General features: G+C 69.4%; 21 protein-coding genes and 1 pseudogene. 9 read left to right on the top strand and 13 right to left on the bottom strand.

The window, feature by feature from the left end:
- Nucleotides 1-110: 110 nt before the first annotated feature.
- Complete coding sequence (locus H6726_26905) at nucleotides 111-1,202, top strand: metallophosphoesterase (protein ID MCB9661307.1); 1,092 nt, start codon at nucleotides 111-113, stop codon at nucleotides 1,200-1,202.
- Between the two features lie 89 nt (nucleotides 1,203-1,291).
- Here H6726_26905 and trmFO read toward each other — a convergent pair whose 3' ends face one another.
- The 3 genes from trmFO to H6726_26890 are packed head-to-tail and all read right to left on the bottom strand — an operon-like array spanning nucleotide 1,292 to nucleotide 6,041.
- Nucleotides 1,292-2,605, bottom strand: a complete 1,314-nt coding sequence (trmFO, locus tag H6726_26900; GenBank protein MCB9661306.1) for a methylenetetrahydrofolate--tRNA-(uracil(54)-C(5))-methyltransferase (FADH(2)-oxidizing) TrmFO — start codon at nucleotides 2,603-2,605, stop codon at nucleotides 1,292-1,294.
- Between the two features lie 8 nt (nucleotides 2,606-2,613).
- Nucleotides 2,614-5,118 carry a type I DNA topoisomerase gene (topA, locus tag H6726_26895; GenBank protein ID MCB9661305.1) on the bottom strand — a complete coding sequence of 835 codons (2,505 nt, stop codon included), beginning with the start codon at nucleotides 5,116-5,118 and terminating at the stop codon, nucleotides 2,614-2,616.
- Nucleotides 5,119-5,126: 8 nt separating this feature from the next.
- The gene (locus tag H6726_26890; protein MCB9661304.1) at nucleotides 5,127-6,041 is read right to left on the bottom strand and encodes a DNA-protecting protein DprA; all 915 of its coding nucleotides are present in this window, start codon (nucleotides 6,039-6,041) and stop codon (nucleotides 5,127-5,129) included.
- An 85-nt stretch (nucleotides 6,042-6,126) separates the two neighbouring features.
- Here H6726_26890 and H6726_26885 point away from each other — a divergent pair, with 85 nt between their 5' ends.
- From H6726_26885 to H6726_26870, 4 genes are all read left to right on the top strand, one after another.
- A complete protein-coding gene (locus tag H6726_26885) occupies nucleotides 6,127-7,032 on the top strand; it encodes an acyl-CoA thioesterase (protein ID MCB9661303.1) in 906 nt (301 codons plus the stop codon).
- A gap of 1,143 nt (nucleotides 7,033-8,175) precedes the next feature.
- Nucleotides 8,176-8,802 (top strand): hypothetical protein, encoded by a 627-nt coding sequence (locus H6726_26880; protein ID MCB9661302.1) that lies wholly within the window; start codon nucleotides 8,176-8,178, stop codon nucleotides 8,800-8,802.
- Nucleotides 8,799-9,383: an SRPBCC family protein gene (locus H6726_26875; protein MCB9661301.1), complete on the top strand. Its 585-nt coding sequence runs from the start codon at nucleotides 8,799-8,801 to the stop codon at nucleotides 9,381-9,383. Before H6726_26880 ends, H6726_26875 begins: the two co-directional genes overlap by 4 nt.
- A gap of 280 nt (nucleotides 9,384-9,663) precedes the next feature.
- Nucleotides 9,664-10,566, top strand: a complete 903-nt coding sequence (locus H6726_26870) for a hypothetical protein (protein ID MCB9661300.1) — start codon at nucleotides 9,664-9,666, stop codon at nucleotides 10,564-10,566.
- Nucleotides 10,567-10,620: 54 nt separating this feature from the next.
- Here the strand turns inward: H6726_26870 and H6726_26865 are convergent, their stop codons facing one another.
- Both H6726_26865 and purB read right to left on the bottom strand, forming a co-directional pair.
- Nucleotides 10,621-11,517, bottom strand: coding sequence for a 1,4-dihydroxy-2-naphthoyl-CoA synthase (locus H6726_26865; protein MCB9661299.1), 897 nt, complete (start codon nucleotides 11,515-11,517; stop codon nucleotides 10,621-10,623).
- Between the two features lie 11 nt (nucleotides 11,518-11,528).
- A complete protein-coding gene (gene purB / locus H6726_26860) occupies nucleotides 11,529-12,896 on the bottom strand; it encodes an adenylosuccinate lyase (GenBank protein MCB9661298.1) in 1,368 nt (455 codons plus the stop codon).
- A 200-nt stretch (nucleotides 12,897-13,096) separates the two neighbouring features.
- Here purB and H6726_26855 point away from each other — a divergent pair, with 200 nt between their 5' ends.
- The gene (locus H6726_26855; protein MCB9661297.1) at nucleotides 13,097-13,552 is read left to right on the top strand and encodes a MaoC family dehydratase; all 456 of its coding nucleotides are present in this window, start codon (nucleotides 13,097-13,099) and stop codon (nucleotides 13,550-13,552) included.
- Nucleotides 13,552-14,313, top strand: coding sequence for a hypothetical protein (locus H6726_26850; GenBank protein ID MCB9661296.1), 762 nt, complete (start codon nucleotides 13,552-13,554; stop codon nucleotides 14,311-14,313). The genes H6726_26855 and H6726_26850 overlap by 1 nt, the downstream gene beginning before the upstream one ends.
- A gap of 65 nt (nucleotides 14,314-14,378) precedes the next feature.
- Here the strand turns inward: H6726_26850 and H6726_26845 are convergent, their stop codons facing one another.
- The 3 genes from H6726_26845 to H6726_26835 form a co-directional block, all read right to left on the bottom strand.
- Nucleotides 14,379-15,170 carry an ABC transporter substrate-binding protein gene (locus tag H6726_26845; GenBank protein ID MCB9661295.1) on the bottom strand — a complete coding sequence of 264 codons (792 nt, stop codon included), beginning with the start codon at nucleotides 15,168-15,170 and terminating at the stop codon, nucleotides 14,379-14,381.
- A 95-nt stretch (nucleotides 15,171-15,265) separates the two neighbouring features.
- Complete coding sequence (locus tag H6726_26840) at nucleotides 15,266-16,039, bottom strand: EAL domain-containing protein (protein MCB9661294.1); 774 nt, start codon at nucleotides 16,037-16,039, stop codon at nucleotides 15,266-15,268.
- Nucleotides 16,040-16,104: 65 nt separating this feature from the next.
- Nucleotides 16,105-18,654 (bottom strand): 1-acyl-sn-glycerol-3-phosphate acyltransferase, encoded by a 2,550-nt coding sequence (locus tag H6726_26835; GenBank protein ID MCB9661293.1) that lies wholly within the window; start codon nucleotides 18,652-18,654, stop codon nucleotides 16,105-16,107.
- 397 nt (nucleotides 18,655-19,051) lie between these two features.
- On the opposite strand from H6726_26835, the pseudogene rplM reads away from it, so the two are divergent.
- Both rplM and rpsI read left to right on the top strand, forming a co-directional pair.
- A pseudogene (gene rplM, locus H6726_26830) lies at nucleotides 19,052-19,465 on the top strand (50S ribosomal protein L13).
- A gap of 58 nt (nucleotides 19,466-19,523) precedes the next feature.
- Entirely contained in the window at nucleotides 19,524-19,916 is a 393-nt protein-coding gene (gene rpsI / locus H6726_26825) for a 30S ribosomal protein S9 (protein ID MCB9661292.1), read from the top strand.
- A gap of 76 nt (nucleotides 19,917-19,992) precedes the next feature.
- On the opposite strand, the gene H6726_26820 is transcribed toward rpsI, so the two are convergent.
- From H6726_26820 to H6726_26800, 5 genes are all read right to left on the bottom strand, one after another.
- Nucleotides 19,993-20,433 (bottom strand): 23S rRNA (pseudouridine(1915)-N(3))-methyltransferase RlmH, encoded by a 441-nt coding sequence (locus H6726_26820; GenBank protein ID MCB9661291.1) that lies wholly within the window; start codon nucleotides 20,431-20,433, stop codon nucleotides 19,993-19,995.
- Nucleotides 20,434-20,466: 33 nt separating this feature from the next.
- Nucleotides 20,467-20,865 carry a ribosome silencing factor gene (gene rsfS, locus H6726_26815; GenBank protein MCB9661290.1) on the bottom strand — a complete coding sequence of 133 codons (399 nt, stop codon included), beginning with the start codon at nucleotides 20,863-20,865 and terminating at the stop codon, nucleotides 20,467-20,469.
- Nucleotides 20,866-20,969: 104 nt separating this feature from the next.
- Complete coding sequence (locus H6726_26810; protein ID MCB9661289.1) at nucleotides 20,970-22,238, bottom strand: glutamate-5-semialdehyde dehydrogenase; 1,269 nt, start codon at nucleotides 22,236-22,238, stop codon at nucleotides 20,970-20,972.
- A 103-nt stretch (nucleotides 22,239-22,341) separates the two neighbouring features.
- Nucleotides 22,342-23,487 carry a glutamate 5-kinase gene (proB, locus tag H6726_26805; GenBank protein MCB9661288.1) on the bottom strand — a complete coding sequence of 382 codons (1,146 nt, stop codon included), beginning with the start codon at nucleotides 23,485-23,487 and terminating at the stop codon, nucleotides 22,342-22,344.
- On the bottom strand, nucleotides 23,484-24,227 hold the full coding sequence (locus H6726_26800; protein ID MCB9661287.1) for a hypothetical protein: 744 nt from the start codon (nucleotides 24,225-24,227) through the stop codon (nucleotides 23,484-23,486). Before H6726_26800 ends, proB begins: the two co-directional genes overlap by 4 nt.
- Nucleotides 24,228-24,290: the final 63 nt, after the last annotated feature.

The following is a 24,290-nucleotide window of genomic DNA, read 5'->3' as shown; positions in this document are numbered from 1 at the left end:
TCCCCCACGTGTATGTGGCGGCCCGCGTGGTACGCCCTCTCACGCTCGGGCGAGTCTCGAAGCTCGGGCTGTACGGCCTGCTCGCCGCCTGCTTCGCGCTGGGGCCTCTCCTGCTGGCGCTCGGGCGCGACGCGACGGGCCCTTTCGTGCTGGCGCTGCGCTACGTCACGTGGACGTACCTCGCGTTCTTCAGCGTGTTGTTCGCGGTCACGCTTGCGCGAGACCTCGGCCTGCTCGTCACGCGCGCGGCGGTTCGCCTCGGGCGCTGGGCCGGCCGCGCGGGCGGCGGCGCGGAGCGCGCGGCCGACACACGCGCCGCCGACGGGTGGACGACCGAGACGCGCCCCGACGACGCGCCGCGAGACCCGGGCCGGCGCGCCTTCTTGACGAACGGGGGCGGCGCGCTGGGGGCCGGCTTCAGCGCCCTCTCGGTCGGCGTCGGCGCCGTGCAAGCGCGCCTCGGGCCAGAGGTGTACGAGGTCGAGGTGCGCATCCCGGGCCTGCCCGAGGCGTTCGACGGGTTCCACATCGTCCAGATCAGCGACGTCCACGTGGGCATGACCATCGACGCCGAGTTCATCACGCCCATCGTGGATCGCGTACTGGCGCTGGGGCCCGACATGATCGCGGCGACGGGCGACTTCGTGGACGGCAGCGTCGCGAACCTCCGACGCGACGTCGCCCCGCTGGGCCGCCTGCGCGCTCCGCACGGCGTGTACTTCGTCACCGGCAACCACGAATACTACTCTGGGGTGGACGCGTGGTGCGCCGAGTTCACCCGCCTGGGCATGCGCGTCCTCGAGAACGAACACGTGGTGCTCACCCACGGGGACGCTCGGCTGGTGGTGGCCGGCGTGACGGACTACAGCTCGCGCGGACGCCGCGGCGAGAAGGGCAGCGATCCGCAAGGCGCAGCCCGCGGAGCGCCCGCGGATGCCAAGAAGATCCTCCTGGCGCATCAGCCACGTAGCGCGTTCGAGGCGGCGGCGGCGGGCTTCGACCTCCAGCTCAGCGGACACACCCATGGCGGCCAGTTCTTCCCGTGGAACCTGTTCGTCGGCCTCGTCCACCCCGTCTCGAAGGGGCTCGGCGTCGTCGACGGAATGCAGGTGTACGTCAACCGTGGCACCTGCTACTGGGGCCCGCCGGTGCGCACCATGGTTCCTCCGGAGATCACGTCCATGCGGCTACGCCGCGCGTGAGCAGGCCAGTCCGCGCGACCGCGTCGCGGTGGGGGACGCCCGCCGCCGTCCGACATGGGCGCTAGGACCAGAACGCGGACGAGGAGCCCCTACGCGATGCGCTCGAGCCACGCGCCGAGGTCGGCCAGCGCGCGCTGCCCCATGCGCTCTTTCTTCAGCTTCTTGTCGCGCAGGGGCGCGCCCGGCAGCTCGGGGAACATGCTCCAGACCACGTTGCTGGGCTGAAAATTGGGGCTGTCGCGGCGCAGGTGGCCGCGCAGCGCCCCGAGCGCGGTCGTGTCCGGGACGGGGACCTCGGGCAGCCCCTGCACGGCGCGCGCGAGCTGCACGCCGAGCAGGAAGCCGAGCGCGGCGCTCTCGATGTAGCCCTCCACGCCGCTGACCTGCCCCGCCAGGTACACGCCCGGTCGCGTGAGCAGCGCCAGCTGATCGTCCAGCACCTTCGGTGCGTTGACGAACGTGTTGCGGTGCACGCTGCCCAGCCGCTCGAACTCGGCGTTCGCCAGGCCCGGGATCATGCGGAACACCCGCTTCTGGTCGGGCCACTTCATGCGCGTCTGGAAGCCCACCAGGTTGTACGCGGTGGGCGGATCGTTCTCGGCCCGCAGCTGCACCACCGCGTGGGGACGCTTGCCCGTGCGTGGGTCGGTCAGGCCCACGGGCTTCATGCAGCCAAACGACAACGTCCGGTAGCCGCGCTCGGCCATCACCTCGATGGGCAGGCAGCCCTCGAAGTAGCGGATCTTCTCGAACGTCTTGGGCTCGACCTTCTCGGCCGCGAGCAGCGCCTCGACGAAGGCCTCGTACTCCTCCTTCGTGAAGGGGCAGTTGCCGTACGCGTCGTCGCCGCCCTTGTCGTAGCGGCTCTGGCGGAACGCGACGTCCCAGTCGATGCTGTCCGCCGTGACGACGGGCGCGATGGCGTCGTAGTAGGCCAGGTGGGCCTCGCCGATGGCCGCAGCCAGGTCAGCCGCGAGCGCATCGCCCGTCAACGGACCGGTCGCGAGCACCACGGGGCGAGCGTCGGGGATGGCTTCGACCTCGGTCGCCACGCGCTCGATCAGCGGGTGCGCGTCGATGCGCCGGGTCATCTCCGCACTGAACAGGTCGCGGTCCACCGCGAACGCGCCACCCGCCGGCACCTGCGTCGCGGAGCCCACCGACATGACGAGCGACCCGACGCGCCGCAGCTCTTCCTTGAGGAGCCCGACCGCGTTGCCCAGGTCGTTCCCGCGAAACGAGTTGCTGCACACCAGCTCGGCCAGCGTGTCCATGTGCTGCGCGGGCGTGCGCTTGAGCGGCTTCTGCTCGAGGAGCCGCACGTGCACGCCACGCTCGGCGAGCTGGTAGGCACACTCGGTGCCCGCCAAGCCCGCCCCGACGACCGTCACCGTGGTCGCGATGGGGGTGCTCATCCCGAGCCGGTCTTCTTCTTGGCGGCGGCCTTCTTGGGCGGTGCGCTCTCCTCGGCCTCGGCGGCTGCCCGCTTCTCGGCGCGCTCCGCCGCGCGCTGCGCCTCTTGTTCGGCCTCGAACGCGTCCGGGTCGAACGGCGTCTCGTAGTCACAGGTGGGGTTCACGCACTTCAGCGTGGGGCTCTTCTTGCCGCCCATCCACACCAGGAACTGCGCGTCACACTGCTCGCAGGGCACCCCGATGGGCTTCTGCCACGAGCGGAAGTCGCACTTCTCGTCCGAGTTGTAGTTGGTGCAGCCGTAGAACGTCTTCCCGCCGCGCGAGCGGATCTCGATGATGTCGCCGACCTTGCACTTCGGGCAGTGGAACCCGAGGGGCACTGGTCGGGTGGCCTTGCACGTGGGGTAGCTGGAGCAGCCGAGGAAGAACCCGTTGCGCCCCCAGCGCTTCATCATCTTGGCGCCGCACTCGGTGCAGTCGTAGTCCGTCAGCTCGGGCTCGCGGCTCTGGTCCTCCTCGCCCTCCTTCGGGATGTTCCGCGTGTACTTGCACTCGGGGTAGTTCTCGCAGCCGATGAACACGCCGTTGCGGCCCCAGCGCTGCATCAGCTGCGCGCCGTCCTCGGGGCACGCCTCGCCGATGGCGAAGGGCTCGGGCCACCACTTGTCCTTGGTCTCGTTGGCCTTGGCGATTTGCGCCTGCAGCCGCTCGTGGAACGGCGCCAGCACGTCCAAGCGCTTGGCCGACGCCTCCGCCACGGCGTCGAGGCTCTCCTCCAGCTTGCGCGTGAACCCGATGTCGGCCAGGTCGAAGCCGTCCTCCACCAGCTTCTCGATCACCAGGCGGCCCAGGTCGCTGGGACGCAGCTGGTTGCCGACCTTCTCGACGTAGTCACGCGCCTGCACCTTGCTGATGATCTCGGCGTAGGTGGACGGGCGTCCGATGCCCTCCTCCTCCAGCTTCTTCACCATGCTCGCCTCGTTGAAGCGGGGCGGCGGCTCGGTAGCCTTGTGTGTGAACTGAGCGCCCGGCGGGTCCACCAGCGTCAGTGTCTCGCCGTCGTCCAGCAGCGGGAGCGTGCCGGACTCGGCCACCACCACGCCGTCCTCGCCGTTGCCTTCGACCTCTGCGTCGCTGGGCTCGCTGGACTCGGCATCGCTCTCGTCGCCCTTGCTCGCCGCGGCCAGCCACACCTCACGCCAGCCGGCCTTCTTGAGCACGCTTCCCGAAGCACGCAGCCCGTAGACGCTGCTCCCGCCGCGGGCCTCGATGTCCACGCTGGTCTGGTCGTAGACCGCGGGCACCATCTGCGACGCCACGAAGCGGTTCCAGATCATGCGGTAGAGCTTGAGCTGGGGCTCCTTCAGGTACTTGGCCACAGCCTCCGGCGGGTACTCCATGCTGGTCGGGCGGATGGCCTCGTGAGCGTCCTGTACGTTGGCCTTCTTCTTGGAGCTGAAGTCGTTGGGCTTGGGAGGCAGCGCGTCCTTGCCGAAGGTGGTCTCGATGTAGCCACGGCAGGCGGTGATGGCGTCGTCCGAGACGCGCGTGCTGTCCGTACGCATGTAGGTGATGAGACCGACGGTCTCGGCGCTCTTGCCCTTGCCCAGCTCGATGCCCTCGTAGAGCTGCTGTGCCACGGACATCGCGCGCTTGGGTGCCATGCCGAGCCTCGTGCTGGCGTCCTGCTGCAGCTTGCTCGTGATGTACGGCGCCGGGGCCTTGCGGCTCGACTGACGCCGGCCGATCTCGCGGATGCGGTAGGTCGCGGAGCGCAGGTCGCTGACGTAGCGCGCCGCGGCGGGTTCGCTGGTGGCGGCAGGGCGTGAGCCGACGCGCTCGAGCTTCTCGCCGTTCACCTCGACCAGGTTGGCGGCGAACGCCACGCCGCTCTTCCCGATCAGCTGCGCGTCGACCAACCAGTAGTTCTGCGGGACGAACGCCTCGCGCTCACGCTCGCGGTCGACGATGATACGCAGCGCTGGCGTCTGCACGCGCCCGGCCGACAGGCCGAACGTCAGCTTCTTCCACAGCAAGCTGCTGAGCGGATAGCCGCCGATGCGGTCGAGCACGCGCCGAGTGCGCTGCGCCTCGTACAGGTTGGCGTCCAGCTCGCGCGGCTCCTCGAGCCCGGCCAGGACGCCCTTCTTCGTGATCTCGTTGAAGAGCACGCGCTGCACCTCGACCTCGGGGTTCACGTCCTTGACGATGTCCCGCAGGTGGAACGCGATGGCCTCGCCCTCGCGGTCCGGGTCGGTCGCGAGCAGCACCTTGCCCACCTTCTTCGCGCTCGTCCGGATGGCCTTGATGATCTCGGCCTTGCCCTTCTCCTCGAGCAGCTCGTAGCTCTCCTCGAAGCCGTGCTCCATGTCGACCCCGCCCTTCTTGGGCAGGTCCTTGATGTGGCCCTTGCTGGCGAGCACGTCGTACCGGTTGCCCACGTACTTCTTGATGGTCTTGGCCTTGGCGGGGGACTCGACGATGAGGAGCGCTTTATCCATTGGCTTCCTTACTTGGGGCGTCTGTGGGGGCCGACGATTCCATACCGGCCGCCACTGCGTCCTTCGATCCAGCCTTCCATCTCGAGGGCCGTCAGCACGCTGAGGGCCTTGGGCGCCGACCATCCGGTCGCCTTGCAGAGCTCGTCGAGCGTGCGGCCCTGACCCCCGAGCGCATCGAGGGCGGAGCGCGCCGTGTCGTCGATCCTGTCGAGATTGTTGGGTTTTTGGCGCGAAGAGACGCTCCGGCACCGCACTCTGCGGGTCTCCGGAGCGATGACCGATAAGACATCTCCGGCCGATGTGCAAATCCTCGCCCCCCCGAGCAGGAGCCCGAGACCCCCCTCCGCGCGTCGTTCCCATGGCGCCGCCGGGACCACCCAGACGGGGCGTCCGAGCTTCGCGGCGAAGGCCGCCGTGGACAGCGTCCCGGAGCGCCGCGGGGCTTGGACGACGATCGTCGCGCGCGCGAGGGCGGCGATGAGCCGGTTGCGATGCAGGAAGCGGAAGCCGGCCATGACAGCGTCGTCGGGTGCCTCGGTGACCAGGGCGCCGTGCTTCGAAATTTTTTCGAACAGCGGGCCGTGGCTGGGTGGGTAGGGCGTGATCAAGCCGCTCGCGAGCACCGCGACCGTCCGGCCAGAGCCCAGCAGCGCCCCACGGTGGGCGGCAGCATCGACGCCGAGGGCGCCACCCGAGATGATGACGCACCCCGCCTCCGCCAGCTCCTGCGCGAGCCCGAACGTGAAGTCCAGCGCCTCCGGGGAGGCGCGCCGAGTCCCGACGATGGCCACAGCGCGGTCGAGCGACGGGAGGCGTCCCGAGACGCGCACGGGCCCATGGTCCGGCAGCGCCCGGAGCTCGGTTGGGTAGCTGGGGTCGAGCGGCAGGAGCAGCTCGGGCGGCGGCAGCGTCATCGGTGGCATGGCGCGCTTATCGCGTCGGCGACGGCGCGGTTTCGAAAACGACGGCCTTGGCGTGCCCCGTGCGCACATCGCGCTAGATCAGGGCGTGCTCCAGAGTCCCCTCCCCGTCCCCGACGTCCCGGAAGCGCAGCGCACCCGGGCCGCGTTCCCCCTCCGCTACGCCGACGTCGACCAGACGGGTGCGCTGAAGTTCACCGCGCTCCCGCTGGCCCTGGAGCGGTGCGGCTGGGACCACGTCATGCAGCCGGGGGCGCCCATGGAGCGACTGGCGCGCGAGCATGGGACCCTGGCCATTCTCACCCGCTTCCGCATGCGGTGCGGCACCGGCCCGATCTCGGTGAGCGACCCGGTGGAGGGCCACGGAGCGTTCACCTGGTCCCACACAGCGGATGACAACGACACCGCCAACCGCATCCTCTTCACCATCTTCGCCTCACTGTCGGGCAAGGTCGGACATACGCACGGGGAGCCTCCGCCCAACGCCGGAGACCCCGTGGCGCTCGGCGCGGTCGAGGCGGAGCACGTCTTCACCCGCCCGTTCGGGGCTCCCAAGGACCGGCGGGTCATGTCGCTGCCAGAGGGCTGCGGGCTCCCGAGCGTCCCAGGTCCACGCGCCACGTGGCGTGTCCCAGCGCGCCTGGTCATCCCGCCTGACGACGCGCGGCGCCTCGACCGCGAGCCGCGCCTAGCGCGCCGCGTGCTGTTCGGTCTCACCCACACGGACAGCAATCGCCACGTCAACTCGCTGGTGTATCCAGCGCTCTTCGAGGAGATGGCGCTCGAGCGCCTGCACGACCTGGGCGTCGCGACGGGCGATCTCCAGCTCCGCGACCTCGAGATCGCTTACCGGAAGCCATGCTTCGCCGGGGAGCGCGTGGAGGTGATGGTCCAGGCGCTCCGCAGCGGTGAGCGCTTTGGGGCCGTGGGCTCGTTCGTGCCGCTGGACCGGGAGGACCGCCGTCCGAGCTGCTACGTGCAGGTCTGGTTCTGACGTCGCGCCCCCCAGCTGGGAGAGGGTGCCGGACGGCCCATCGAGCGCACGCCGATGCGGCCCCGACGACGAGGGCGGGAGCGCGCACAGAAACGTGGCGGTCACCGCTCGAAACAAAAAAAACGGGGTGGTCTCGAGCGATTGCAAGAGACCACCCCGTCGGTGGAAAGTCACTGCCGGATCCACGACTTAACGAAGAGTCCGACGGCGTGCGCGCACGGTTTCCCGCTGGCGCACTACGCGCGTTGCTTGTCGAGTGCCACAGCTCCCTCCGACGCTTTGTCGTGCGGCGTCCATGTAGAACGGCCGCTCGGGCGTCACTTTCGGTGGAGTGGCCGAGACCGAGGCCTCGACGATGGACCGAACCAGGGCTCGGTCCGACTCCGGAGGTCACACGCCAGCCGAAGCTGGTGAGCGCCCTCGGGCACACGCGTTGGCCGAAGCCGGTGCGTGAGCCGTGGCCCATGCGTTGGCCGAAGCCGGTGCGTGAGCCGTCCTCCACGGGCGCCTAGGACCCGCAGATGAAAGTGGGTTCGCTGTGGTGGCCAGGGTGTTTCACCCGACCACGTGCTCAGTCGCCGCTCCGTTCGCCCGGGTTTAGCGGGCGGCGGTCCTGCGACCTGCACTTGCCATGCTCTCCCCGCGCTGACGACTAGCGTCAGGCGACCGCGGTGGACTCGCCCGAAGGCGCGCACCACGACGCGGGGTGTCGAACGTGAGCACACGAAGTGCCCATGACGCGTCCCGCCAATTCCAGAGGAACTGCTTCGCCACGTCCACGTGTAGACAACCTGTGGAGAGATGTCTGCAACTCGTATTCGATTTTCAAGCTCCGCGATTTGACCGCCGACCGAAATCAGCGGCCTCGTATTTCGCGACCTTCCAACAGTCAAGGTGCCAGAACGAACAGGAGACCGTCAACACAATTCGACATGAGCCCACGTTTTTTCTCACAGAGGCCCTCGCGAACGCGTATCCACAACTTATCCACAACCCGCATTTGTAGGTGCTTTCGCTACGATGGAACCCATGCGGCGCGGGCTCAGCGCGACAGATATAGCAATTGATTTTCGCGCGTTGTACAGCGTTTGAGTTCACCAGGAGAACGAAGACGTCACACAGTCGTGGTATGCGTACGAAATCATGAATTCGCCACTCGCCCACGCCACTCAAACCTGGTTGGTGCCGCTCCTCCTCGGCGCGCTGTTGGTGGCGTTCGCAGTCGCGATCGCGCTGTCCGTCAGGACGCTGGTCCGCAGCGTGCGCGCGCGAAGCCGAGCACGGCGCGCCCTGCGCGGCGAGCGGCGCGCAGCCTCGCTCCTGGCCGCCCATGGCTACCGTGTCCACGATGCACAGCTCTCCGTCACCTACCACCCCACCCTGTCGGGCATGGGGTTCGCCGTGCCTCTGCGGGCCGACTACCTGGTCTCCCGACGAGGCAGACGATACGTCGCCGAGGTCAAGACCGGGGCTCGGGCGCCGTCCCTCGCCCACGCGCCCACACGACGTCAGCTACTGGAGTACTCGGTGGCCTTCGACGTCCAAGGCGTGCTGCTCGTAGACGTCGAGGCTGGGCGCGTTCAGGAGGTGCGCTTCCCGCGGGGGCCTGCGATGCGGCACCGCCCGGGGCTCGCATGCGTCATCGCGGCGGTCGGCGCGCTGACGGCGGGCACCCTCTTGCAGGCGCCTCGGGGTGGCTACGCACGAACACTCGAGGCTGCGTTCCAGCGGGGCCGCACCATGGCGATTGAGCTATGGTCACGTCCATGAGCGCAAGTGTGTCGCCCCTCGGTCGCCTCGTGAGCGTCCTGCTGGGCGCTCTCGTGCTGGTCGCCGTAGGCGCGGGCATCGCCGGCATGACGTTGGACAATCACTTCCAGGCGAGCGCCAGCGTGATCATCGCCGCGCCGCGTCAGGCCGTCCACGCCTTCGTCGCGTCTCCCCGCCAGCATGCGACCTGGATCGGGTGGGACGACGGCGTGGATCCGTCGTTGCAGCGTACCTACGAGGGGCCCGACGCGGGCGTGGGCGCAGCGTCGCGCTTCGAGGGAGAGCTGGTGGGGGCTGGGTCGCTGCGCGTCGACGCCGAGGACCCGGACCGCGGCGTCGAGTGGACGCAGGCGCTGCCCAACGGCGTCCGCTCACGGGGGTCCGTGCGGTACGAAGCGCTCGCGCCCGACAGGACCCGCGTGACATGGCGAGAGGAAGGCACGATACCGCGGCCGCACGGGCCGTTCTTCGCGGGGCTGGTGTCCCGGAGCCTGACTCGCCACCAGGAGCGCGCGCTCCTGTTCTTGTCGGCCGCCGCCGAGGGGCGCCCGCCCCCAAACCGAAACCCGCGGTCTCCGTAGACACCCCGGAGGGACGCTGTGCGCGCTGCGAGCCCTCCGCGGAGCCATCCACGGATGGGGATGAAACGCTACACGCGCTGGCGATCGTCGGACAATCCGAGTATCAATGGGGGAGATGCTCACGCAGACGCTCTCTCCCCGCAGCGCCGCGACCTGGGTCGCGCTCGCTTGCTCTCTTGTCTTGGCTCCAGCTGGCTGTGGTACCTCGGGCGGCACGACGACTGACGGTGGCTCTGATGCGACCGTCGCGGACGCCGGGCCCGACACCGGGACAGAAGACATGGGACACGACGCGGGCGTCGACCTGGGTACGCTGCCCGACCTCGGCGCTGGGTGCGAAGGGGTGGTGTGTGACGTGCCCTTCTTCAGGTGTGTGGCAGGGACGTGCACTGAGTACGCCCGCTGTTTCACGTCGGCCACGTGCCCCAGCGGGTCCACCTGCACAGGGTTGCACTGCGTGCCCGACGACGTGGACGTGGACGGGGACACCTACCCCGCCGCGACCGACTGCAACGAGGCCGACCCCGGCGTGAACCCTGGCGCCACCGAGGTGTGCGGCCTACTGGACGACAACTGCTCCGGCACGGTCGACGAAGGCGACCCTGAGGTGCTGTGCGCTGCAGACGCCGCGGGCGACGTGTGCATGGCTTCGGTCTGCTGCCCCTACGGCCTCTACAACTTCGACGGTGACCCGGGGAACGCGTGCGAGTGCAGCGCGGCGCCAGCACTGAACACCGGCGCGACCTGCGGCGCGGCCATCAGCGTGGGCTCGGTCTCCGACGCGGGCGCGGGGCAGACGGTCACGGTCCTCGACAACGCCCTCCCTGCGGGTCGCGAGGTTTGGTACCGGTTCACAGCGACGGACTCCCCAGACACGACGTGCGACAACTTCCACGTGCGGGTGCGGTTCGTGCAGAACCCCGGCAACCGCTATCGCTTCAACCTGTACCGCGGCTGCGGGACGGTGCTCTGCGATGGCAACACGGGCTACGTGGACTCCAATTTCGCCGTGGACGCCAACGGGGCGGGGCGCGTCGGACAGTGCCCGTGCACCAACAACAGCAGCACGCAGAACTCGTGTGGCTCCGACACGCAGGACTTCATGGTGCGGGTCACCTGGGCGGACACCTCGGCGCCCTCCTGCGACCCGTTCGAGCTCGAGATCACCAACGGCGTATTCTGAGCGCCGCTGGTCTGGGCTCGCCCCGCGCCTGCGCTCGGGGCGAGCGTGCTCCGCTCAGTAGTGCCAGGGGAACTTGGAGTAGTCCTGCGGGCGCTTCTCCAAGAACGCGTCGCGGCCCTCGATGGCCTCGTCCGTCATGTACGCCAAGCGCGTGGCCTCACCCGCGAAGAGCTGCTGCCCGACCATCCCGTCGTCGATCATGTTGAACGCGTACTTCAGCATCCGCATGGCCGTGGGGCTCTTGCCGTTGATGATGCGCGCCCACTCGAGCGCGACCTCTTCGAGCTGCGCGTGCGGCACGACCTTGTTGACCATGCCCATCGCGGCGCCCTCTTCGGCCGTGTAGTTGATGCCGATCATGAACAGCTCGCGGGCCTTCTTCTGCCCGACCTGGCGCGCGAGCAGGGCGGACCCGAAGCCGCCGTCGAAGCTGCCCACGTCCGGGTCGGTCTGCTTGAAGACCGCGTGCTCCGCGCTGGCAAGCGTCATGTCGCACACAACGTGCAGCGAGTGCCCGCCACCGACGGCCCAGCCCGGGACCACCGCGATGACGATCTTGGGCATGAAGCGGATCATCCGCTGCACCTCGAGGATGTGCAGGCGGCCGAGCTTCGCGGGGTCGGCCGTGTGGGCCTCGGCGCCCTCGTACTTGTAGCCGTCCTTGCCGCGGATGCGCTGGTCGCCGCCGCTGCAGAAGGCCCAGCCACCGTCCTTGGGAGACGGTCCGTTCCCGGTGAGCAGCACGCAGCCCACGTCGCTCCAGCGCCGGGCGTGGTCGAGCGCCTCGTAGAGCTCGTCGACCGTCTTCGGGCGGAAGGCGTTGCGCACGTCGGGCCGGTTGATGGCGATGCGCACCGTGCCCTGGTCCTTGGCACGGTGGTAGGTGATGTCCTCGAACGCGAAGTCGGGGACCGCGTCCCACTTGGTGGGATCGAAGATGTCGCTGACCATGTGCTGTCTCCTCAGATGCGGCGGGCCTGATCGGCGGCGTTGCCGACGTACGTCGCGGGGGTGAGCGCGCACAGGCGCGCCTTCTCGGTGTCGGGGATGTCCAGGGTGTTCACGAACGCCACCACCTCGGCGGCGCTGATGCGCTTGCCACGCGTCAGCTCCTTGAGCTTCTCGTAGGGCTTCTCGATGCCGTAGCGGCGCATCACCGTCTGGATGGGCTCGGCCAGCACCTCCCAGTTCTCGTCCAGGTCCGCCGCCATGCGGTCCGGGCGCGCGTCCAGCTTGCCGAGCCCCTTGAGGGCCGCCTTGTAGGCGAGCAGCGAGTGGGCGAGGCCGAGGCCCAGGTTGCGCAAGACCGTGCTGTCGGTGAGGTCGCGCTGGAAGCGCGAGACGGGCAGCTTGGACGCCAGATGCCCGAGCACGGCGTTGGCGACGCCCAGGTTGCCCTCCGAGTTCTCGAAGTCGATGGGGTTCACCTTGTGCGGCATGGTCGACGAGCCGACCTCGCCCGCCACGACGCGCTGGGCAAAGTAGCCGAGCGAGATGTAGCCCCACACGTCGCGATCGAAGTCGATCAGGATGGTGTTGAAGCGCGCGACGGCGTCGAACAGCTCCGCGATGTAGTCGTGTGGCTCGATCTGCGTGGTGTACGCGTTCCACTCGAGCCCGAGCGAGGTGACGAACGCACGCGCGTGCGCCTCCCAGTCGACGTCCGGGTACGCGCTCAGGTGGGCGTTGTAGTTGCCCACGGCGCCGTTGATCTTGCCCAGCAGAGGCGTCGCGGCCACCAGCTGCCGCTGCCGCCCCAGGCGCGCGACCACGTTGGCGAGCTCCTTGCCGAGCGTGGTCGGCGAGGCCGGCTGCCCGTGCGTACGGCTCAGCATCGGGACGTCCGCGTAGCGGTGCGCCAGGCCGCGCACGGCCTCGATCAGCTCGTCCATGACGGGCAGGACCACCTGGTCGCGGGCGCCCGTCAGCATGGCGCCGTGCGACAGGTTGTTGATGTCCTCGGACGTGCACGCGAAGTGCAGGAACTCCGTCACGGCCTCGAGCTCCGCGTTCCCGGCGATGCGCTCCTTGAGGAAGTACTCGACGGCCTTCACGTCGTGGTTGGTGGTGCGCTCGATGGCCTTCACGCGGCGCGCGTCGTCCTCGCCGAAATGGTCGACGATGCCCTCGAGCACTTGCACGGCGGCCGCGGAGAACGACGGGACCTCGGGCACGCCCGGGTTCTCGGCCAGCGAGAGCAGCCAGCGCACCTCGACCCGCACGCGATGGTGGATGAGCCCGAACTCGCTGAGGAAGGGGCGCAGGGCGTCCACGCTCGAGGCGTAGCGGCCGTCCATGGGAGAGAGCGCGGTGAGGGTCGAGAACTCCATCGGCGGGGCTTATCAGCGCTTGGCCCCACCCGCAACGACCGCGCGGCCACCGCTGACCCCATGGCCCGCGAGGGCGCCGCGCGGCTCCGGACGGACGCGCCGGATGGTCCCGCAGACGCGCCGCACCGTCGACACATACGCATCACGTGGCGCGCGCGAGCGCACTGTACCGTCTGCGTGAGGCTGCTATCGTCCGCCGCATGCCGACCGTTTTCGCGACACAAGATGCCCTGCGGGGCGCAGCCGGGACCGACCTGGGGGTCACCGACTGGCTGACCATCACCCAGGAGCGGATCAACCAGTTCGCCGAGGCCACTGGGGACCACCAGTGGATCCACGTCGACCCCGAGCGCGCCAAGACCGGGCCGTTCGGCACGACCATCGCGCACGGCTACCTGACGCTCGCGCTGTCGAACCTGTTCCTGCCGCAGCTGCTCGACGTGCAGGGCATGAAGATGGGCGTCAACTACGGCTGCGACAAGATCCGCTTCCCCGCCCCCGTGAAGGTGAACGCGCGCGTGCGCGGGCGGGGTGAGATCAAAGAGGTGATCGAGGTGAAGGGGGGCCTGCAGGCCACCACGGTGATCACGATCGAGATCGAGGGCGAAGACCGCCCCGGCTGCGTGATCGAGTCTCTCAGCCGGTACTTCTATTGATGGAGCCGGTCTCGTTCGTCCTGGGCGCGGCCCCCAAGGCCGTCGACACCGCCATGAAGCTGGTGGGCGCGTATCGGGCGCACCAGGACGCACGCGAGGCCGAGCTGCGGCTCTTGCGCCTGTTGTACTTCGAGGTGTGTCGCAACCTGGGCGTGCTCGACCGCTTCTACGTGGCCGACCGTGACGGCATCGCGTCGAACGACGACGCCTATCGAGGCGTCGCCAAGCTGCTGGACGTGGACGCGCACCTGGCGGTGGTGCTGGTGCGGCGTGAGGACGACGACGAGCGTGAGGCGGTGACGCGAGAGCGCGCCCGCGCCTACGAAGAGCGGCTGCTCGCAGCGGAGGACGCAGCGCGCGCAGCAGAGCGAGCGCTCGAACGCGAACGAGCGGAGCAGGCGCGCCACGAGCGCCTCGTCGCGTTCCGCGCCGTGTGGGGAGACCTGTGCGACGAGACCTGGGTGCTCGACGGCGGGGATGTGGATCCCGTCGACGACGACGCGCCAGCGCCGTCGGACGCGGCTGGCGCGCGAGAGGCTTCCCGCGCCGCGTCCAGCAAGCTCACCACCATGCTGCGGTCGCTGGCATTCGTCAGCGTGAAGGTGCCCACCCTCGCCACGCTGGGCGAGGTCGACGACGCGACGCGCGCGGTCATGCGCGACGTACGCATCGCGGTACGCCTCGAACAGATCCGTCAACACGAGAGCGCGCTCAAGCGCCGTCTCGAGTCGCTCCCCGCCATCGCGTCCGTCCGCGTCTGAGCCGGTCGGTGACGGCAGGTGCGTCCCTCGCGTGCCGTCACCGCGCAGGCGCCTGTCGTGCGAAGTCAGCGCGCAGGCGAGGCTCCGCGGCCTGCGCGGACACGGGCGACCACCTCGCGCAGCGCGTGCACCCCTTCGACCAGGCGCGGGCCAGGACGCCCCAAGAACGCCTCCGGCACGCAGTAGACGTGGCCGTCGCGAACGGCCGCCAGCTCGCGCCAGGCCTCGCGCCGCAGGACGACGTCTGGCCTGTACTTCGCAGCTGGGACCCCACACCAGCTGATGACTACGGCCTCCGGGGCGAGCGCCACGGCCTCCGCGTCGGTGATCGGGGACGACTCGACCGGCCGCTCACCCATCGGGTTGAGTCCGCCGGCGGCGAGCAGCTGCTGCGTGACCCAGCTGCGCTGCCCGGGCACGATCACGGGGCGCGGCCACCACTCGACCAGCACACGAGGCGGTGCGGCAGCTTCCGGTCGCGCGTCCAGCACGCTCTGCATGGACGCGACCAGCGCGGCCGCCTGCGAGGCCCGCCCGAGCAGCGCGCCGATGCGCGTGACGTCTCGGTACACATCGAGCACGGACTTCGGCTCGAGGACCTCGACGGGCAGACCCTCGGCCAACAGCGCCGCGACCACGCGTTCGTGACCCGGCACGGTGAGCGAAGCGAGCACCAGATCCGGGCGCAGCGCGGCCACGGCCCGGGCATCCACGCTCAGGTCCGGCCCAACCCGCGCCAGTCGACCCACCACGTCCACGGGGAAGTCGCTGTGGTCGTCCACCCCCACCAGCACGTGCGCCGCGCCCAGCGCACACACGATCTCGGTGTTGGAGCAGGTGAGGGAGACAACGCGCATCGAAGGCCCACCCTACCCCACGGACGCGATGGGCGCAGGCCAGCGCGGGGAGGCACGTTGGCGTCGCCACCTCGCAGAGGTCCGTGCGACGCCGCCTACCCCAGAGGCGCAGGCGGCGCAGGCCAGCGCACGCTCGGGTGCGGGTAGCCCGGCCGGGCCAGCAGGTAGCCCTGCACGTACTGCGCGCCCGCGTCGATGCAAGCGTGCAGCTCACCCACCGTCTCGACGCCCTCGGCCACCACCTTGGCGCCGAGCTGCCGGCACAGGTCGACCAGCCCCTTCACCAGGATCTGCTGCCGCCGCTCGCGGTCGAGCCCGGACACGAGGGAGCGGTCCAGCTTCACGACCGACGGGTGCAGGTCGACGATGCGCTTGAGGTTGCTGTACCCCGCTCCGAAGTCGTCGATGACGAGGCGCGCTCCCATGCGGTCACGCACTTCGCGGAGGACGTCCATGCAGAGCTCGAAGTACGCGAAGGCGGCGGCCTCGGTGATCTCGAGGAACACCTCGCCCTCGTACAAGCACAGCGGGTCGTCCGGACGCACCAGCCAGCGCTCGCTGAGCTCCTCCGGGTGGATGTTCACGAAGATCGGCCCGCCATCCGCGTCGCGCACCACCACCTCGCGGATGCGTCGCCCGAGGCGCCCCGTGCACTGCTCGTTCGTGGCCGCCTCGAACAGCGCGATGGGACTCTGGAACATGGGCACGTCGCAGCGGACGAGCGCCTCGTGCGCGAACGTGCGCCGCGTGTCGACGGCCACGATGGGTTGGAACACGACGCGCAGCTGTTCCGTCGTGACCTCCCTCACGCCGGAGCGAACGAACGAGAGCCCGGTTTCGGGGTCTATGGTCCAGTTCTTCTGCGACACGGACCGAGACTAGCAGGCCCGTTGCCATCTCAACAGGACTCGTTCACGCTGACTGGACAATTGTCCTACTTGAGGAAGGGCAACAGCTTCTTTTCCAGCGCCTGAAGCGTGGCGGCGTCTGTGAGCACTCGCCCACGTTGTAGGTCATCACCCGACGTCTTCACGAGCTGATAGTCCTTCAATGCCTTCAGCGCGGTCTCGAGCTTGGGCTTCGAGATGCTCTCGCGGCGGATGATCTCGCCCGCCAGGTACATGCGCTGGCCAGTCGCGAGCGCCTGCTTGAACCATTCTTTGCGCGAGATCTCGTCGCGCTCGAGCAGCGCGCCCGAGCTCCGCAGCGCGAGGATGTAGGCCTCGAAGTAGGACCGCAGCATGGACGCGTAGATGTCCACGATGGCGCCGGGCCTCCCCGGGGCGGGCCGCACGTCGTCCCCGTCGAGCACCAGCTCCTCGTGGGCCACCATGCTCGCCAGCGCGTCCTCGAAGATGTCCTCGAAGGCCGCGTCGGCGCGGAAGTGGAACTCGTACTTGAAGAGCTTCGAGAGCTGCCGCACGCGCTCGCGCAGCGTCTGCACGGTGATGGTCTTGCCCGAGCTGACCATCAGCGCGGAGGCGATGAGCGCGCTGGGCACGAAGAAGTGCAGGACGTTGTTGTTGTAGTACTCGAGCGCGATGCGTCGCTCGCTCGGGATCTTGTAGATGGCCTGCTCGCCCTCGCCGTGGCGCTGGATGAGCTTCCCGTCCAGGAACAGCTCGATGGCCTCGTGGACCGTGTCGGAGCGGATGGTGCCGTGTTCGTCGCGCAGCTGACCGGCCGTGCGCGCGTGCTGACGTTCGAGGGCCGAGAGCAGACACTCCGCCGTGTGGAGCAGGTCGGCGTGCGTCATCCCGCGCTGCTTGTGGGTGAGCAGCGCCATCGCGACGAGGGCCGCAGGGGTGACCACCGTCACCCGGTCGATCTGGTAGGTGACCAAGTGCGCCAGCCGCTGGATCATCACGCGCCGCTCACGCGGGCTCAGGTCCTGTCTGTCGCGCTGCGACGCGAGCACCACCCCGTCCCCACCGCTCGAGGGCTTGAGGGCGACGGAGCCCGACAAGATGGCTTCGGCGTCGAACTCGCCCGTCTCGTCGGCCAGCGGCTCGGCCAGCGCGTCGTCGAGCAGGTCGTCGAAGGAGATGATCTCGCCGAAGTGGACGTACAGCCGCCCGTACTTGGAGCGCAGGATGTCGGACGACCGCAGGAGGCCCCCGACGTTCTCCTTCTGCTTCTCGCCCCCGCCCAGCTCGTGCATGTAGGAGCGCTCTTCGATGATGCGCTCGTAGCCGATGGAGATGGGCACGAAGAACACCTTGCGCGCGCGCAGCAGCAGCGACGCGTCCACGACCATGGAGAGGAGGCCGTACTTCGGCGGGAGCAGCTTGCCCGTGCGTGAGCGCCCACCCTCGATGAAGAACTCGATGGGGAAGCCCTCCACGAGGAGGCGCCGCATGTAGCCGTCCACCAGGGCCGCGTAGAGCTTCTTGCCCCGGAAGCTGCGCTTGATGAAGAAAGCGCCGCCGCGCCGCAGGATGGGCCCCAGCGGGAAGAAGCCGAGGTTCTCGCCGGCGGCGATGAGCGGGGGCAGCAGCTGGCGGCTGTAGAGCACGGAGCTGAGGACCAGGTAGTCGACGTGGCTCTTGTGGCTGGGCAGGAGCACGATGGCGCCCTCGCGCGCCTTCTCGCGCAGGCGTTCGATGCCCTCGTCGTCGATGACGATGCCGTCGTAGATGCGGTTCCAGACCCAGTCGAGGAAGCGCGCCAAGAGGGCCACGACGTAGGGCTGCTGGTTCGCGCACAGCTTGCTGAGCTCCTTGCGCGCCTCCTTCTCGACCTTGGCGATGGAGCGCCCGGACCCCTTGGCCTCCGACTCGATGTGCTTGCGGATGCGGGGGCTGCGGAGGAGATCGTCCTGGATCCGCCCGAGGGTCTTCTTGGTGGGCCCGAGCACCAGCGTGCGCTCGCGCTCCATGCGGCGCAGGAGGGCGTAGCGGACCTTGTCCGCGAGGTCGGCGTCCTCGAGTTCGGGGTGCTCCACCAGGAACGCCTGGAGGTCGAATGGGTCGCCCGAGCGCAGGAGCGCGTTGCGGTAATTGAACAGGAACTGCAGCAAGACCCGCACGCGGCCGGGCCACTCGACCGTGCCGAAGACGCCGTCGAAGAGCCCGCGGCGGGCCTGGGGGGGGCGCTTGGTCCACACGAACGTCTGCGGCACCAACAAGATGGGCTGCGTCGTACGCCGCTGCGTCTCGATCAGCGTGCGGATGAGGTCCGTGTCGAGCTCCTCGCCGCGACGCTTGGGCCTCCCGAGGCGCGGCGGCCGACGTAGGAAGAGCAGCGCGCTGAACTGACTCTCTACCACCTCGTTGAGCGCGGCGTGCTCGGGGATCTGCCGCCGCAGCCGCAGGCGGCGCTCGCCCTTCCCGAACGGCTCGAGGATCCAGAGCCCGAGATCGTTCACGAAGCGCACGAGCGGCAGCCCGAAGCGCTTCAGCAGGAAATCCAAGCAGAGGAAGTCGAGCAGCGAGAGGGAGCGCATGACGTACACGACCACGCCCTTGCGAGCCGCGTCGCGCACGACGCCGCTCCAGCGCTCGTCGACCTGGATGTGCGTGAAGAAGCGCCTTAGTAGACTCCAGCGCAGCAGCCAGTGCGGCTCGGCGTAAGGTCAGGCACCCTCGATGGCCGTCCCGGGCGTCTCCCCCTTGGAGCTCGACTCGCTGGCGGCTCATGGGGCGACCCTGGCAGCAGTCCGTCCCGGCACTCTGCGCGGCAGCCCGCGGGGAGACGCGTGGGGCGATTGTGCTGGCGAGTGTCCGGGAGCTGCGCTAGACGCCGCTCGCGATTGGAGCCCTTCCATCGCGGTGTGGAGCCCCCGTCCCGACGGGGCCAGGTTTCGCACGCCTTGACACGGTGCCCCCAGGGGCTACTAAACGCGCCCCAGAGCGGAAGACCCGCCGGGAAGAGGTTTTGTCATGCGCACGCTCAGCGCCAAAGAATCGCAAATCGATCGCACCTGGTACGTCATCGACGCTACCGACCAGCCCCTCGGGCGTCTCGCCTCGCGCGTGGCCACCGTCCTCCGCGGCAAGCACCGCCCGGACTACACGCCGCACGCAGACGTGGGTGACTTCGTCGTCATCGTGAACGCGGGAGAAGGTGCGCCTCCACGCACCAGGTGGCCAGCAGACGGTTCACTACCGTCACTCCGGGCACCCCTGGGCGGCCTCACCTCGCGGACCTTCGGTGAAGAGGTGGCCACCGCGCCGGACCGCTTCGTCGAGCGCGTGGTCAAGGGCATGCTCCCGAAGACCAGCCTGGGTCGCCGTCAGCTGCGCAAGCTGAAGGTGTACCGCTGGCGCAGCGCACCGCGCATTACGGCGCAGCAGCAGCCCTTCAACTTGATCCGCGACCCGAGACCGAGATACGCAGATGTCCAACGCCAAGATCATCCACGGCCGCTTCTACGGCACCGGCAAGCGCAAGAACGCTGTCGCTCGTGTGTTCCTCTCGCCCGGCACCGGGACCGTCACGGTCAACGGCCGCACCTTCGAGGACTACTTTCCGCGCGACATCCTGCGCATGATCATCGAGCAGCCCTTCGGCGTCATCGAGCGCCCTGGCCAGTACGACGTGCGCGTCAACGTGCATGGCGGCGGCATCGCCGCGCAGGCCCAGGCCGTTCGTCACGGCATCTCGCGCGCCCTCATCGGCAGCGAGGAGGCGCTCCGCCCGCCGCTCAAGCGCGCCGGCTTCCTCACCCGCGACGCACGTGAGAAGGAGCGCAAGAAGCCCGGTCAGCCGGGCGCGCGCAAGAAGTTCCAGTACTCGAAGCGCTGATTCGCTTCGTGCATGTCGAAAGGCCACCTCCGGGTGGCCTTTTGCGTTTCCGTCGACCCCTCGGCGCGCGCGGCGTTCAGTGGCTGTAGGGCTCGTTCCGGAGGATGGTGAAGCCCCGGTAGATCTGCTCGGCGAGCAGCAAGCGGGCCAGTCGGTGCGGCAGCGTCATGGGGGACAGCGAGAGCTGCAGATCCGCGCGCTGGGAGATGGCCGGCGGCAGCCCGTACGCACCGCCGATCAAGAACACGGCGCTCTGCACGCCCTCCCCCTCACAGCGGCCCAGGTGCTGCGCGAGCTGCTCGCTGGACCAGCCCTTGCCCAGCACCTCGAGCGCCACGACGCGCGCCCGGTCCGGGATGGCCCGCTCGAAGCGCTCGCGCACCTCGTCCTCGGTGCCGTCCTTGAGCTCCACCTCCTCCAAGCGCGCGTAGCGATCGATGCGGGCGTAGTAGTCCCGCAGCAGCTCGCGGGTGGCCTTCTCCTTGATCTTGCCGACCGCGACGATGCGCACCTTCACGCGCAGGCCCTCACGCGCGAGGGCGCCGCGCGCTCACTCGTCGTCACCGTCGTCGAGCGGGTCGAAGTCGTCCAGCGGGCCGAGGGAGCGCGTGCGCTCCGCGCCGGGCACCGAGACGCGCGCCGCGTCGATCCAGAGCGCCTCCAGATCGTAGTAGCCACGCATGTCGTGGTGGAAGACGTGCACGACCACGTCGCCGAAGTCGAGCAGCGCCCAGTGCCCCTGCTGGAGACCCTCCGCGCCGAGGCAGCGCACGCCGTGATCCGTCCGTAGGTCACGCTGCACGCCCTGCGCGATGGCCGCGACCTGACGATCGCTGCGACCGCTCATCAGGACCACGTAGTCCGCGTAGTCGACCTTGCCGCGCACGTCGATGATCTCGACGTTCAGGGCCTTCTTGTCCAAGCCCGCGGCGGCGATGTGCAGCGCCATGGCGCGCGAGGACTCACCCTCGCGGTCGGTGTCGGCCGCGGGGCGAGGGGTGCTGGCGAGGGCGCCACGGGGACCGCCCGTGGGCCGATTTTCGTCTCGAGATGTCACTGTCGAACCTGACCACTACCGTAGCCCACCCACTTGGTGGTGCACAGCTCATTGAGGCCCATGGGGCCGTATGCATGCAGCTTGGAAGTGGAGATGCCCATCTCGGCCCCCAACCCCAGCTGAAAACCGTCGTTGAAGCGCGTGGACGCGTTCACCAGCACGAGGCTGGCGTCCACCTCGCGCACCCAGCGTCGCCCCTTGGCCACACTGCGGGTGATGATGCTCTCCGTATGATGGCTCCCGTGGCGAGCGACGTGCGCGATGGCCGCGTCGAGATCGTCCACCACGGCCACGTTGAGTTCGAGCGCCAGGTACTCGCTGTCCCACGCGCCCTCGGGAGCCTCCGTGGCTCCATTTCCCAGGAGCGCGAGGGCACGCGCGTCCGCGTGCATGTGGACGCCACGGTCACGCATGGCGGCCCCGAGGAGCGGCAGGAACACGTCGGCGACCGCTTGGTCGACCAACAGCGTCTCCATCGCGTTGCACACCCCGGGACGCTGCGTCTTGGCGTTGAGTGCGACCCGCAGCGCCACGTCGAGGTCCGCCTCACGCTCGACGAACACGTGGCACATGCCCTTCGCGTGGTGGATCACCGGCACGCGCGCGTGCTCGGCCACGAAGCGCATGAGGCTCTCGCCGCCGCGGGGGATCACGAGGTCGAGCACACCGTCGAGGCCGATCATGATCGAAGTCGCCTCCCGGTCCGTGGTGGGCAGGAGGGTGGCGCAGCTTCGTGGCAGGCCCTCCGCCTCGAGGGCCGCCCCGAAGACGGCGGCGATCGCCGTGTTGGTGCGGAAAGCCTCGGAGCCACCGCGCAGCAGCACGGCGTTGCCGCTCTTGATACACAGCGCCGCGGCGTCCGCCGTGACGTTCGGGCGTGCCTCGTAGATGATGCCGATCAACCCGAGGGGCACGCGCATGCGGCTCGTCTCGAGGCCGTTCGGCAGCCGCCGCGGCTCGAGCACGTCACCCACCGGATCGGGCAGCGCCGCGATCGCTTCGATCCCCTCGGCCACGTCGTCGAGGCGCGCCCGGGTCAAGGTGAGTCGGTCGACCAGCGCCGGCGAGAGGCCTTGCCGCACCGCCTCCTCCACGTCCACGCGGTTCGCGGCGACAGCAGCGTCCCCCTCCGGACCACGCAACGCAGCCGCAGCCCGCAAGAGCACCATGTTCTTGCGTGTGGTCTCGGCCACGGCAAGCTCTCGCGACGCTCGCTTGGCCTGCGTAGCGAGGCTCGTGACGAGCGCTGTGAGGTCTTCTGCCATGGAACCGCCGAGGGGTAGCAGGGAACCTCGGCTCCCGAAAGGCGACGTCAAGCCGCGTGACGCGTTCCCGGGCGAGACAAGGCCGGAACGCGTCACGCGGTCCCTACGTATGGGGCGTGTCGCCCACCATGTTGACCATGTCGTCCTTGTGGACGAGCACGTCACCGTCGTGCCGGCCGATCCGGTCGCTGATCTCGCTGCTCTTGGCGCCCGCGAGACGCGCCGCGTGGCTGGTCCCGTAACGCGCGAGCCCGCGCGCGATCTCCACGCCGTCGACGTCCTGGATGGACACTGCGTCGCCCGCCTCGAAGTCGCCGCGCACGCCCACGACGCCGCGCGGCAAGAGGCTGACCTTGCCCGCAGAGAGCGCCTTGGCCGCGCCCCGGTCCACCACCAGGGCCCCGCGGGGCTTCAAGGTGTACGCGATCCAGTGCTTGCGGCTCGCGAGCGGGGCTCCTTTGGGGAGGATCAAGGTGCCGACGTCCTCACCGCGCAGGACCTTCTCGAGGAGGTCGGGGTCACGCGCGTCGCCGATGACCACAGGGACGCCGTAGCGAGTGGCGCGCCGGGCCGCCTCGAGCTTGCTCGCCATACCCCCCAGTCCCACGTCGTCCGTGGGCGGACGCACGAGCTCGGCGACGTCCGTTGTGTCGCTGGCGACGCTCACGCGCTTGCCGGCGTAGTCGAGCACGCCCTCCACGTCGGTCATGAGGATGAGTAGATCGGCACCAGCCAGGTTCGCCACCATGGCCGCGAGCTGGTCGTTGTCGGAGAAGCGCAGCTCATCCACGCTGACCGTGTCGTTCTCGTTGATGATGGGGATGACGTTCAGCTCGAGCAGCGCGTCGATGGCGCTGCGCGCGTTCAGGTAGCGGTCCCGGTCGGCGAGATCGGCGTGTGTGAAGAGCACCTGGGCCACATCCACGCCGTGTTGTTCGAAGGCGTCCTCGTAGGCGCGCATGAGCCTGCTCTGGCCGGTGGCGGCGGCCGCCTGCAGCTTGTCGATGGCCTTCGGGCGTTCGGTCATGCCGAGTCGCAAGCGGCCAACCGCCACAGCGCCACTCGAGACGAGCACGGGTTCGCGTCCCAGCGCGCGCTGCGCCGAGAGCTGCCGCGCCAGCGACTCGTAGCGCTTGGTTCCGTCGGCCATCAGCGAGCGGCTGCCGATCTTGACCACCAGGCGACGGGTCTCGTGCAGGGATCCGCGCGCGGCCGAGAGGTCCGCTGGAGGGAGCTTCGGCTGGCTCATCGCGCGCTCCTCGGCTTGGCCTGATCGCTGGCGAGCGCCTCGTCGAAGCGTTGACGGATGGCATCGGACACGCCGTCCGGGGCGTCCGCCAACGCGTCGAGCAGCGCGTCCACCATACGCTCGACGGCAGGCCGTCCCTCTGGGTCGTTGGCCGTGGCCGCGTCCACCCCGGCCTTGAGCGCGATGAACGTGGACATCGGGACCCCACGCAGCGCGTCCGCGGCGCCCTTGCCTGCCGCGCCCTTCATGGCCCGCTGGATGGTCCGCGCCTCGTCCTCGTCCAGCGGAGCGCCTTCGCGTCGGTCGGTCGTCGTGAGATAGTGGTCCAGCAACGCCGCGGCCGAGAAGGCCCCCAAGGCCTCCTCCGCGCGGTTCCAGATGCGCAGGGGGGCGACGAACCGGCCCACCAGGCTCCGGACGACACGCAGCCCTTTCTCCGTGCGCAACGAGTCCTCACCGCGCGCGAGCACCTCACGCGCCGCTGGCGTCAGCCGCACGCCGTGCCGCTGAGCGACGCGACGCATGGCCGCGCCCCGGGCGAGGCTCGCCAGCAGCGAGTCCAGGAACGGGACGGGGAGCGCGGAGAGCACGCCGGCCGCCGCCGCGTACATGCCCACGTGTCCGTCTCCTCGACCCCCGGCGACCAAGTTGGACGGGGCGGTCTCTCGGAGACCGCCGGTGGGAGGTTCGGCGTGCGCGCCGGCGGAGGATCCACGCGTGTCGTCTTCTGGTTCGGTCACAGCGGCGTAGTGTACCTGCGGACCGCGGCGGCACCACCGCCGACCACACGTCCTGCCACCAGT

It is taken from the genome of Sandaracinaceae bacterium (assembly GCA_020633055.1).
Taxonomy (GTDB): Bacteria; Myxococcota_A; Polyangia; order Polyangiales; family Houyiibacteriaceae; genus JADJJE01.
Note: the sequence above shows the minus strand (reverse complement) of the source record. Positions and strands in the feature narration are given on the sequence as shown.